The organism is Nannocystis sp. RBIL2 (assembly GCF_026626745.1).
Classification (GTDB): Bacteria; Myxococcota_A; Polyangia; order Nannocystales; family Nannocystaceae; genus Nannocystis.
The window spans coordinates 1,256,654-1,268,767 of sequence record NZ_JAPNJW010000002.1 but is presented as its reverse complement, the minus strand read 5'-3'; the positions used below and the strand labels follow the sequence as shown (position 1 = coordinate 1,268,767).

The 12,114-nt window shown below is 72.0% G+C and carries 9 protein-coding genes; 5 read left to right on the top strand and 4 right to left on the bottom strand.

Annotated features, from left to right (window positions below):
* Window positions 1–138: 138 nt before the first annotated feature.
* The gene (gene meaB / locus OV090_RS30260; protein WP_267708118.1) at window positions 139–1,149 is read left to right on the top strand and encodes a methylmalonyl Co-A mutase-associated GTPase MeaB; all 1,011 of its coding nucleotides are present in this window, start codon (window positions 139–141) and stop codon (window positions 1,147–1,149) included.
* Window positions 1,150–1,236: 87 nt separating this feature from the next.
* Window positions 1,237–2,646 carry a DUF1963 domain-containing protein gene (locus tag OV090_RS51045; protein ID WP_267708117.1) on the top strand — a complete coding sequence of 470 codons (1,410 nt, stop codon included), beginning with the start codon at window positions 1,237–1,239 and terminating at the stop codon, window positions 2,644–2,646.
* 55 nt (window positions 2,647–2,701) lie between these two features.
* Here the strand turns inward: OV090_RS51045 and OV090_RS30250 are convergent, their stop codons facing one another.
* The 4 genes from OV090_RS30250 to OV090_RS30235 all read right to left on the bottom strand — a co-directional run bounded on the left by OV090_RS30250 (window position 2,702) and on the right by OV090_RS30235 (window position 8,819).
* A complete protein-coding gene (locus tag OV090_RS30250; RefSeq protein WP_267708116.1) occupies window positions 2,702–4,117 on the bottom strand; it encodes an MATE family efflux transporter in 1,416 nt (471 codons plus the stop codon).
* Between the two features lie 44 nt (window positions 4,118–4,161).
* Window positions 4,162–5,751, bottom strand: a complete 1,590-nt coding sequence (locus OV090_RS30245; protein ID WP_267708115.1) for a glucose-6-phosphate isomerase — start codon at window positions 5,749–5,751, stop codon at window positions 4,162–4,164.
* A gap of 544 nt (window positions 5,752–6,295) precedes the next feature.
* Window positions 6,296–7,420 (bottom strand): UTP--glucose-1-phosphate uridylyltransferase, encoded by a 1,125-nt coding sequence (locus tag OV090_RS30240; RefSeq protein ID WP_267708114.1) that lies wholly within the window; start codon window positions 7,418–7,420, stop codon window positions 6,296–6,298.
* A gap of 304 nt (window positions 7,421–7,724) precedes the next feature.
* Window positions 7,725–8,819, bottom strand: a complete 1,095-nt coding sequence (locus OV090_RS30235) for an NAD-dependent epimerase/dehydratase family protein (protein WP_267708113.1) — start codon at window positions 8,817–8,819, stop codon at window positions 7,725–7,727.
* Window positions 8,820–9,246: 427 nt separating this feature from the next.
* Between OV090_RS30235 and OV090_RS30230 the strand changes: the two genes are divergently transcribed.
* From OV090_RS30230 to OV090_RS30220, 3 genes are read left to right on the top strand one after another with little or no spacing between them, the layout of a single operon-like run.
* Entirely contained in the window at window positions 9,247–10,521 is a 1,275-nt protein-coding gene (locus tag OV090_RS30230; protein ID WP_267708112.1) for an aminotransferase class I/II-fold pyridoxal phosphate-dependent enzyme, read from the top strand.
* Between the two features lie 22 nt (window positions 10,522–10,543).
* Window positions 10,544–11,554: an ACP S-malonyltransferase gene (locus tag OV090_RS30225; RefSeq protein ID WP_267708111.1), complete on the top strand. Its 1,011-nt coding sequence runs from the start codon at window positions 10,544–10,546 to the stop codon at window positions 11,552–11,554.
* The gene (locus tag OV090_RS30220) at window positions 11,542–12,096 is read left to right on the top strand and encodes a hypothetical protein (RefSeq protein ID WP_267708110.1); all 555 of its coding nucleotides are present in this window, start codon (window positions 11,542–11,544) and stop codon (window positions 12,094–12,096) included. The genes OV090_RS30225 and OV090_RS30220 overlap by 13 nt, the downstream gene beginning before the upstream one ends.
* Window positions 12,097–12,114: the final 18 nt, after the last annotated feature.

Genomic DNA, 12,114 nt, shown 5'->3' with positions numbered 1-12,114 from the left:
TCGGCGGCTCGCGTCGTGCCCGCTGCGAGCGCGGCAGACGCGGCGTAATGCGCGTCTGAACTTCGGGACAGGTCCCTCGGGACATCCGGTGGCGCCGCTTGTCGCGCAGCCCGGCCAGCGGGTATGGTGCGCCCGGCGATGGCACGAGGGCGGCTCAGCGTCGAGGCGTACGCAGCGGGGGTGCAGGCCGGCGATCGGGCGGTGCTGGCGCGGGCGATCACGTTGGTCGAGAGCCAGCGGGCTGACGATCAGGCGCTGGCGCGCGAGCTGGTGGCGGCGCTGCAGACGGGCGATTCGCGGGCGGGCGGGGCGCTGCGCGTCGGCATCACCGGCAGCCCGGGGGCCGGCAAGAGCACCCTGATCGAGGCGCTCGGTCTCCATCTGGTGCGGGACCTCGGTCGCCGCGTAGCAGTGCTCGCGGTCGATCCGAGCTCGGTGCGCAGCGGCGGCAGCATCCTCGGCGACAAGACCCGCATGCAGGAGCTGGCCCGTGAGCCGCGCGCCTTCATCCGCCCGTCGCCGTCGCTCGGCGAGCTCGGCGGCGTCGCCCGTCACACCCGCGAGACAGTGCTGCTGTGCGAGGCCGCCGGCTTCGACGTCGTCCTGGTCGAGACCGTCGGCGTCGGCCAGTCGGAGGTGATGGTCGCGCAGCTCGTCGACTGCTTCCTCGTCCTCATGCTCGCCGGCGCCGGCGACGAGCTGCAGGGCATCAAGCGCGGGATCCTCGAGCTCGCCGACATCCTCGCCATCACCAAGGCCGACGGCGACAACCTCGCCGCTGCCGAGCGCGCTCGCGCCGAGTACGCCCTGGCGATGCGCCTCATCCGGCCCAAGCACGCTGGCTGGTCGGTCCCCGTCGTCACCACTTCTTCCGTCACCGGCGCCGGCCTCCCCGCGCTGTGGCAGACCGTCGAGCGCCACCGCGAGGCCCTCCAGGCCGGGCCCGCCTGGCAGGCCCAGCGCGAGGCCCAGCATGTGTACTGGTTGTGGCGGGCGATCGAGGCCGAGCTGATGCGCCGCTTCGCCGCCGATCCCGAGGTGCTCGCGCGCCGACCCGCGCTCGAGGCGGCCGTCCGCACCGGCCGGCTCAGCCCCGACCACGCGGCCGCCGAGCTGCTGGCCGCGTTCGCCGGGCCGGCGGGGCGGTAGGGCAGCTCCTCGCGCGCATCGTCGGTACGGGCGCGACGCGCCGCGCGGGGCGAGCGCGGGAATCCGGCAGGTCGGTATGATGCGCTCGTGAGCGTCGATCCCGACCGGTTGCTCGAGTTGTTCCGCCGTCACCTCCCGCTGCGCGAAGGGTTCGTCGAGCTCGCGTTCGCCTCCGGCTACGACGCGCCGGTGTGGCGCAGCGAGGCGGGCTATCCCCTCGTGGCCCTGCGGCTGACGACCTTCGATCCGGTCGATGGCGTCATCCCGCTCGATATCCGCGAGCAGGAGGTCTTCATCGGCGACGATCGCAAGCACGCGCCCGGGCGCTGGCTGGCGTACGTCGAGGGCCACCTGCAGGCGATGCCGGCGATCCTCGCGCATTTCGGCGAACCCGACGCGATGATGCCCTGCGACCTGTTCGCCTACGGGGCAGTGCTCGCCGACGAAGCGCTGCAGCGGCCCGACGACTTCGCCGCGGCGCTCCGCGATCCGGTTCGTCTCGCGGCCATGGACGAGGCCGCGCGCGAGGCCGAGTGGCGCGAGCGCCTGGAGCCGCTCGGCCTCGCCGATCACGTCGCCGAGGTGCGGGCCATGGCCCGCCCGTCGATCCGCTTGCACCTCTCTCGCAGCGAAGAGCTCGACGAGGATGAGGACGAAGACGACGATGCCGATGTCGACGAGGATGACGGGGACGAGGATGACGGGGACGACGCGGAGGTCACTGATGATCCCGGCCAGACGCGCCTGGGCGGTGCTCCCGACTTGCCGCCCGACCTCCCGTGGCCCGAGGTCGACGGCGTCAAGCTGACCTTCGTCGCCCAGTTCGATCTCGCCGAGCTGGCGGGTCGCGCCGCCGCGCGCGAGCTGCCCGCGCATGGCCTCCTGAGCTTCTTCTACGCCCCGATCCCGCCCGACGGCGTCCGTGGCCATCCGGTGCGGGTGCTCCACTTCACCGACCTCGACGCGCTCGCCTGCCGTCCGGTGCCTCCGGGGGTCGAGCGGCTGAGCGCCTACGACATCGACGTCGCCGACGAACGGCTGTACCCGTGCGTCGACAGCTACTTCTTCTACGAGTCGCTGCTGCCCGAGGCGCGCGTCCTCGAGGTCCATCGGCAGCGTCAGCAGGGCAAGGGGGGCGAGCTGATCCCGTTCAACCCGCTCGAGTGCTTCATCGCCGATTCCGGCGAGCTCGACGACTACGAGCGGCCGTACCACCGCCTGCTCGGCCACCCGGCCTCGATCCAGGGCGATCCGTACCTCGACGTCGAGATCGACACTCGCCCCCAGGGCTGGGACGGCTGGGACGACGGCAGCCCCGAGGCGTTGGCGATCCGTCGGCGATCGCTGCGCTGGCGGCTTCTGCTGCAGATCGACGCCCAGCAGGACGGCGAGCTGCTGCTCAACCAGGACGGCGGCTTCTTCTACTTCTGGATCCCCGCCGACGCCCTGGCCGTCCACGACTGGTCGCAGGCGCGCGGGGCGCTGCAGTGCCACTGACGGACATGTCCTGAAGAGCATGCCCTCGAGGACATGCCCTTGAGGGCATGCTCGATCAGCCGGTCGCGCCGCGGCCGGTGAGGTCGATGCGGCGCCAGGCGCCGGTGCGGAAGCGGAGCACCATCGCCAGGGCCAGGAACACCATGTACACGCACATGCTCCACGTCGCCGCGACCGCGCCGCCGTCCCAGACGAACACGGTCAGCCAGGCCAGGGGCAGCCAGATCACCCAGGCGAGCGAGATCCGGAGGATCAGCGGCCAGGCGGTGTCGCCGGCGGCGCGCAGCGCCTCGTTGATAGTGATCACGGTGGCGTCGAGCAGCTGCCACACCGCGCTGATCGCCAGCAGCTGGGCGCCGAGGTTCACGACCTCGCCGGACGTCTCGATCTCGTCGCGGGCGAAGATCATCATCAGCGGCACCGGGAACGTGAAGTAGAGCAGCCCGACCAGGCCTTGCCAGACGGCGGCGACCGAGAAGGTGCGCACCACGATCCGCGGCACGTGGTCGTGGCGGCCGGCGCCGATCGCCTGGCCGACCAGGACCGCGCCGGCCGAGCCGAGGCCGAAGGCGGGCATGAACGAGACGGAGTTGACGGCCACCACGGCCATCAGCGCCGCGACCGCGACGGTCCCGAGCTCGGCGACCACGAGGTTGATGAAGATCAGGAAGGCCGCGAACTCGAGGAACCAGTTGAGGCCGTTCGGCAGGCCGAACCGCATCATCCGCGAGAACTCGCGCAGGTTGAGGCGGCCATCCGAGCTGTCCGGAAGGTCAGGTACCGGGTGCTCGACGGGGCCGAGCGTCGCCGGGTCGATCGCCCGCCGGCCGCGCGCGCGCCAGAAGGCGTGGCAGCACACTGCGAAGCCGGCCACGCTGGCGAACACGCTGGCCCACGCGGCCCCCTGGACGCCGAGCGCGGGGGCGCCGAGGTTGCCGTAGATCAGGACCCAGTTGAGGCCGATGTTGACGACCATCGCGACCAGGCTGGCGCGCATCGACACCCGGGTGTCGCCGAGGCCGGCGAACCAGTTGCCGAGCGCCTCGGTGCCGACGACGACGCCGGTGCTGAGCATGCGGATCGCCATGTACTCGGCCATCACCTCGCGCACCGCCGGCTCGTGGCCGGTCAGCGACAGCAGCGGGCCTATCGCCGGGATTGCGACGATGGTGGCGAGCAACGCCAGGGCGGACAGGCACAGGCCGTACCAGGCGTAGCGGCGCGCGCTGGCGAGGTCGCCCCGGCCGGCGAGCTGGGCCGCGTAGCTCTGGACGATGAACGTGATGCCCATCGGCAGCACGAGGATCCCCAGCGCGTTCATGGCGCCCGTGGTCGCGGCCGCGAGCGCGTCGTCGCCGAGCGGGGCGACCATCGCCGCGTCGCTGAAGCTGATCACCGACTGCGCCGAGCGTGCGAGCACGATCGGCCAGGCGAGGGTGATGAGCGCGCGGAGTCCGGGGACCGAGGCCATGGGCGCGGCAGGATACTCGCCCTTCGCCCGCGACGTCTCGCGCGTCAAGTCGCGCGCGCGAACTGTGCAGCCGCCGGATCGACGAGGCTGTCGACGCTCACGCGGCCGTTGCTGGCGAGGTGGCGCAGCACCTGCCACACGGCCACGGGGTCGGCGCCGAGCGACTCGGCGAGCTCGCGCGCGGTCTTGCCTCCGGAGCCGCCCGGGAGCGCGGCGAGCACCGCGGCCTGCAGCGTGAGCACGCCCTGCGCGGCCTGCTTGCCGGCCTCGACGCCCGGTTGGTGGTAGGCGTTGACGTCGATGAGCTCGGCGTAGATCCCGACGGCGCGCTCGAACAGCGCGATCAGGGCGCCGACGGCGGCGGCGTCGACCTGGCGCAGGACGATCGTCGCGCTGGCCCGTCCGCGCTCGGCGAGCGCGGCGCGGGTGCCCTGGTAGAAGCCGTCGAGGCAGTCGCCCGAGCTGACCTGCGGCTCGACCTCGACCATGCCCGGGCCGGTGACCTGGCCGTCGAGGTCGCGGAGCACCCGCACGAACACCGCGAAGAAGTTGTGCAGGCCGTCGCGCAGCTGCTGCACGTAGGCGTGCTGGTCGGTCGAGCCCTTGTTGCCGTAGACCGCGAGCCCCTGCCACACCTCGCGGCCCTGGCGGTCGAGCCGCTTGCCGAGCGACTCCATCACGAGCTGCTGCAGGTAGCGCGACAGCAGCGACAGGCGATCCTTATATGGCAAAATGACCATGTCCCGAAGGCCATGTCCCGAGCCCTGCTGGTGCCACAGCCAGGCGAGCAGGGCGGCCGGGTTGCGCCGCGCCGGCCGCACGCGACCCCACTGGTCCATCGCCGCGGCGCCGCGCAGGAGGCCGCGCCAGTCGTGGCCGAGCAGGGCGGCCGGCAACAGGCCGACCGGCGAGAGCACGCTGGTGCGCCCGCCGACCCAGTCCCACATCGGGAAGCGCGCCAGCCAGCCCTCGCGCTGCGCCAGCTGATCGAGCGTGCTGCCCTCGAGGGTGATGGCGATCGCCCGCTTGGGGAACTCGATCGCCTGACGGGCACAGGCGGCCCGCAGCTCGAGCATGCCGTTGCGCGTCTCGACGGTGGAGCCCGACTTGGAGACGACGAGGATCAAGGTCTGCGCGAGCGTACCTGTCTCTGCGAGCAGGTCGGCGATGCCGGCGGGGTCGGTGTTGTCGAGGACGCGCAGGCTGAAGCCGGGGCCGCTGTCTCGCGCGGTCAGGGCGGCCTCGAGCAGCAGCGGGCCGAGAGCGCTGCCGCCGATCCCGACGAGGATGGCGCCGGTGAACGGCCGGCCGTCGTCGGCGAGGATCTGGCCGCCGCGCACGCCGGCGGCGAAGGCTTCGATCTGCCGCCAGCTGTCGTGGATGGCCTGGGTGATCGCGGGATCGGGGGCGCGCTCCGGGTCGCGCAGCCAGTAGTGCCCGACCATGCGGCCCTCGTCGGCGTTGGCGACGGCGCCGCCCTCGATCCGGTGGAGGGCGTCCAGCGCGGCCTCGAGGCGCGGGGCGCTGGCGGTCAGCGCGGGCTCGTCGAGCTGGGCGTCGGCGAAGTCGAGCTCGATGTCGAGTTCGGCACGGTAAAGGCGCCAGGTGAGATAGTGGTCGAGTGCGTCGGCCATGTGGCGCGCTTTATAGCAGCGTCGGCGCTCGCGGGGAGCCTGGGGACGCTCGACCTCGGGCGGGCGGCCTTGCTTCGGGGGTTCGTTGCGGTTGCTTCGGGGTCTGGTTCGCGAACTGCCGAGGCCGCCTCGCGGGCGGTCGGGGACGCGGGCCGGCGCCCAGTCCTCGCGGATGCACCTTCCTTCGTCGGGCGCATCTCGCTGCGGATGGGCGCCGACCCGCGTCCCCGACCGCTGCACGGCCAGCCTCGTGGGTGGCCCGAGCGCCGGTCGTGGGCTCCGGTGTCGGGAAGGGCGTGGGGCGGGGAGGGCTCTCCGAGCGATGGACGGCCGGGGCCGGCCGCCCATCGCTCGGACCTCCTGGAGACTTATCCGGCGCTCGTCGGTGCGCGGCGATGGGCGGCGCGGCGGACGTCTCCGGGGCGGCGGCGGACGCGAGCGGACATGTCCTTCGCGGCATGTTGCGAAGAACATGGTGAGAAGAGCATGTCTCTTCGGGCATGTCCGTGCAGACATGCCGATCTGCTCGGCGGGGGCGCCGGTGTCAGCCGGGATCGAGGCCGACGCTGCGGACGATCTCGGTCATCGCGGGGCGGGCGGCGGCGAGGTCGTCGCGGGTCTTGATCGGGAGGAAGCGGGCGCGGTCGACCCGCAGGCAGGCGGTCCTGGCGAACTCGGTGATCTGGCCGATGAGCTGTTCGAACTGGATGACGGGCTGGTCGTCGCGGCCGGGCCACTCGACGGAGCGCTCGACGGGGAACCAGGTGAGCGGGTAGGGGCGCTCGAGGGCGGCCAGGGAGATCCACAGGGTGTTGGTGTTGAAGTGCGGATACTGGGCCAGGGAGACGCCGGGGGGCAGACGGAAGGACTCGATGATGGTGGCGCGGCCTTCGACCTCGGCGACGCAGCCGCCGGCGTCGTCGGGGGCCCGCGCGACGACCTCGACGCTGAGCTCGGCGCCGCCGTCGACTGCGTCGAGGTGGGCGCCGAGGACGGTGGGATCGAGGGAGGCGCCGAGGTTGTCGACGTTGGAGACGAGGAGGTGCTCGACACCGCGGCGGCGCAGCTCGGCGACGACGCCGCTGTCGCGCACGCGCCGGAGGGTGTCGCCGTGGCCGGGGGCGGCGTAGACGGTGGTGTCGGGCAAGACGTCGGCGCCGGGCAAACTGACGAGCGGGGTGCCGTCGGGCAAGACGCGCGGCATCAAGGACTGCAAGAACTCGTGGCGGTCGTCGGCAGGGACGCCTGACCAACCGATGGTGGCGAGGTGATCGCCGGAGGCAGCCCGGGTGGCGAAGCTGTGCATGACGACGGCCGGGACGCCGGCCGCACGGACGCCGGCGAGCTTGACGGCCAGGAACGAGAGGTCAGGTCGATCGGGCAAGACGGGGACGACGCCCTTGACGACGCCGCCGAAGCGCGTGGCCATGCCTCCGTTCAAGATCAGGGCGGCGACCTTGCGCGCGGCGAGGGCGTCCTGACCGCGCGCGCGCCAGCCGGGCCGGGCGTCGGCGCGGCCGAGGTCGAGCAGGACATCGTCGCCGAGCGGCCGCGGCGGGGCGGTCAGACGGGCGCGCGTGGGGCTGAGCTCGCCGCGGGCGAGGGCGCTGCGGAGAGAGTCGAAGAGGGCGGCGTCGAAGGCGATGTCGGCGACCGAAGGGCGGAGCATGACGCGCTGGTCTTACTCCACGTCGGCCGCGCGGTCGAACCCGAGGGCGCGAAGACCCGCCGGACGCGCCCGCGCGTGACGTGCGGACGGCACGCTAGCGACGCCCCGATGGCGACTGCGGATTCACCGCGAGATCGCAACCTCCGGAGCGCGAGGAGCTGATGTCCGGGTCGAGGTAGCGATCGACGTCGGAGTGGCGCCGTCGCACCGGGCGTCGTCCCTCGGAACAACCCTCGTCGTCGAGGTCGCAGCTCGGTTCCGCGGGCGCCGGCTCTGCATCACGCGTCGAGGTCGACGCGAGGGGTCACAGGCGACCGACGGAGCGGGCCCACGCGACGGTGTGCTCGAGCCCTCGCGCGAGCGGCCACTGCGGGGCGTACTCGAGCTCGCGCACGGCCCGGCTGTCGTCGCACCACCAGCCCGGCGCCATGCTGCCGCGGGCCTTGTCGAGCGTCAGCGCGGGGGCCTTGCCGCGCAGGCGGCCGATCGCGTGGTTGATGCCGGCGACGGTCCACACCGCGGCCTGCGGCATCGGCAGCGCGAGCGCCCGCCGGCCGAGCGCGGCGGCGGCGGCCCGGCCGAACTCGACGACGGTGCTGCGCTGGCCGTCGGTCAAGTAGTAGATGCCGGCGCCGGCGGGGTGCGAGATGTCCTCGGGGACATGGTCGAACGGGCTGCCTTGATCGGCGAGCACGTGCTCGCCGTCGCGGGGGATCGGGCGGCCACGAGCGCCGGCGCGGGCGATGCCCTCGACGAGGTCGAAGGCGTGGATGAAGGACATCCACGTGGGGCGCAGGCCGGGCTGGGCGATCACCCCGAACTTGGCCGAGCGGATCATCTGCAACATGTCGAGGTCGCGCGGGCCGTAGACCGCGGGCGGACGCACGATCACTGCCTCGACGTCGCCGGCGCGCGCGGCGGCGAAGACCAGCCGCTCGCCGTCGAGCTTGCTGTCGCCGTAGAGCGTGAAGCCGACGCGCGGGGCGTGGTGCTCGCGCCGCGCGACCTCGGGGTGCGACGGTCCGGCGGCCATCAACGACGACACGTAGACCAGCCGCCGCGGCCGTCGCGGGGCCTGGCGGATCGCCGCGAGCACGTTGGCGACGCCGGCCGCGTTGGCCCGCGCGAACTCGTCGCGGGTGAACGCGGCGGTCAGGCCGGCCACGTGATAGACGGTGTCGACGCCGTCGAACGCGGCCGCCATCGCGTCGACGTCGGACAGCGACGCGCGCACGAGCTCGGGCTGCGCGTCGGGCCGCGCGAGCGCGTCGGCGAGGTTGTCGAGGTTGGCGCTGGCGCGGACCATCGCTCGCACCGCGTCGCCGCCCGCGAGCAGACGATCGACGAGGTGACTGCCGATGAACCCGTTCGCGCCGGTGACGAGGACCTTCGTGCGCACGAAGCGGGGGATTACCTACCGTGATGCGTCGACGTCAAGGCGGTGACAGGACTCGAGAGCTTCACCACACGACGCTTCGATCGCGGTCTCCTGTCCGCAGCATGCGTGACATACAGCCAGTGTGCGACGCATTTCGCAGTCCACACGCGAGCGCGAGCGCGACTCGGCCGTCGAGTTCGCTGCAGGGCGTGGAGATTGTTGCACTCGAGATTAACTACCAGCGGCCGAAGCAGCCGCATGCGGCCGTATCGAGGCGCATCATTTTATGCACCGGTTTAAATAGTTCGCCGATAAGGCCAGCGCGTCGCAATCTGCAACATGTGCAACGAGGCGACAGCGCGCGCTGCACGTGGATCCGCATGCGCTGAGGAACAAAATTTCCGTGACAGCCGCGATACTTTCGCTGTAACTACGCCCGGGCCCCGACATGCCGGGGAGTTCCGTGATGGGCCGCGAAGCCGAGCACAGTTTGGCCGACTTCTACTTCTCGGACAGCGACGATCCGCTCTGTCCGCCCGAGGGCTTCGTGCAGTGGGCCGAGGCTGGCTCCTGGGCGATGTCGATGTACGAGCCCCACATGTTGGGGGCCGTCGCACCGCGCATGGCGATCGAACGCGCCGGCGAACGCAGCGACGTCATCAACCTCAGCTCGTACAACTACCTCGGGCTAGCGACGCACCCGGAGGTCGTCGAGGCGGCGCAGGAGGCCCTGCGCACCTACGGCACCGGGGCCTGCGGATCGCCGCTGCTGTCGGGGTTGTCGGATCTGCACCGCGGACTCGAGCGGGAACTGGCGGCGTTTCTCGGCCAAGAGGACTGCATCCTCTTCAACAGCGGCTTCGCCGGGGGAATGGGCACGCTCGCCGGCGTGTTGCGCAAGGGCGACGTGGCGATCCTCGACGCCAAGACCCACCTGTGCTCGATCGACGGCGCCAAGCTGTCGCGCGCCAAGCTGGTGTTCTTCGACCACAACGACCCCGACTCGCTCGACCAGGCGTTGACCGACAGCGAGGGCCAGCGCCGGCTGGTGGTGGTCGAGGGCGTGTACTCGATGGACGGCGACACCGCCGATCTGCCGAAGCTGCTGCCGGTGGCCGAGAAGCACGGCGTGGGCGTGCTGATCGACGAGGCCCACTCGATCCTCGTGTACGGCGCCAACGGCCGCGGCGTGGTCGAGCACTACGGGGCCGAGAAGTCGATCGGCCTGCAGTTCGCGACCTTCAGCAAGGCGTTCGCCGGCTGCGGCGGCTTCACCGTCGGGCCGCGCGCGCTGCTGCAGTACATGCGCTACTACATCAACGCCTACGGCTTCAGCTGCGCGCTGCCGCCGGCGGTGGTGGCCGGGCTCCGCAAGGCGCTCGAGGTGGCGACCCGCGACAACTCGCTGCGCGAGACGCTGTGGGCCAACACCCGCTACTTCCGCGAGAAGGCGCAGCAGATCGGCCTCGACCTCGGGCACGGCTCGAGTCAGGTGGTGCCGATCATGGTCGGATCGGATCGCCGCCGGCTGTATGAGTTGACGCGCACGCTCCACCGTCGCGGGTTGTTCCTCGCGCCGGTCGACTACCCCTCGGTGCCCGAGGACGGGCTGCGCTTCCGCGTCGCGATCACGGCCGCGCACACGCGCGCCGACCTCGACCGCGCGCTCGAGATCCTCGAGGACACGATCATCCGCGGCCGCGTCGACGGGGCGGCCGAGTGAGCGGGACAGGGTAGGGGGCACGATGAAGACGACGCTGGTGTTCATGTTCCCAGGGCAGAGCTCGCGCTACCCGGGGATGCTCGGCAAGCTGGCCCGGCTGCACCGCCGGGCCGCCGAGGTGCTGGCGCGCTGCAACGACGTGCTCGGCCGCGACCTCGACGCGCACACCAGCGAGGACAACCCGACGGCGTTCGATCGCAACGTCGACGTCCAGGTCGGCGTGTTCGTCGCCAACCACATGATGCTCAGCATCCTGCAGGCCGAGGGCGTCGACGCCGAGCTGTCGCTGGGGCTGTCGCTCGGCGAGTACAACCACCTCGTCCACATCGGCGCGCTCGAGCTGCCGGAGGCGCTGCGCCTGGTCCAGGCCCGCGGCGAGGCCTACGACGCCGGCCCGCGTGGGATGATGGCCTCGGTCCAGCCGCTCGACCTCGAGACGCTCGAGGAGGTGGTCGAGCAGATCCGCGGCCAGGGCCTCGGAGTGCTCGAGATCGTCAACCTCAACTCGCCGAAGCAGCACGTGCTGTCGGGCGACGCCGCCGCGGTCGAGGCCGCGGTCGCGCTGCTGGAGGACGAGCACTACGTGGTGCCGACGATCATCGAGCGCCAGGTGCCGATGCACTCGTCGCTGTTCGAGCCGGTCGGCGCGGCCCTGCGCCCGCACCTGCAGCGCGCGCGCTTCAAGGCCCCGCGGCTGCCGTACCTGCCGAACCGCCGCGGCGAGTTCGTGCCGACGCCGACCGCCGCCGAATTCGTCGACCTGCTCGAGGAGCACGTGCACACGCCGGTGCTGTGGCGGCGGTCGATCGACCGCGTCGCCGAGCGCCACCCGGGCGCGGTGTTCATCGAGGTCGGCCCGCGCCAGGTGCTGCACAACCTGCTCGACCGTAAGTGGTCGTCGCGGCCGAAGTACGCCACCGACAACCGCGACGACGCCGCCGGGCATCTGGCCGGCGTGCTCGCGGCGCTGCGCCAGCACCTGCCGCCGACCCCGCGCAAGGACGTGGCTCAGGAGGCGTCGTGGACGAGCTGAGCGGCCTCGACGCGCTGATCAAGCAGCACCGCCGGCGGCCCGTGTTCGTGCCCGGAGAGGGCAGCACGCGGGTCGAGTTCGGCCGCGCCGCGATCGAGCGCATGCTGCCGCACCGCGATCCGTTCCTGTTCGTCGACGGGATCGACGCGGTCGAGCTGCCGCGCACGCCCGAGGACCCGGGCATGATCCGCGGCGTGCGGACCATCGACGCCGGCGACGCGGTGTTCGCCGGCCACTTCCCCGGCGACCCGGTGTACCCGGGCGTGCTGCTGGTCGAGGCGATCGGGCAGCTCGGGATCTGTCTCTTGCACCTCATGGCCAAAGGGACAGCCAGCATCGACGCCGCGGACGCGCCCGCGCGCCTGCGGCTGCTCAAGGTCCACCACGCCCTGTTCCAGGGCGGCGTCCGCCCGGGTGACCGGCTGACGCTGCTCGCCCGCTCGCTCGAGCACAGCGACTACGTCTCGACCTGCGTCGGCCAGGCCCTCCGCGGCGAGGAGGTCCAGGCCCTCGCGGTGTTCGAGGTCTACTTGATGGACTGACTCCCCCCAGAAGAGCAC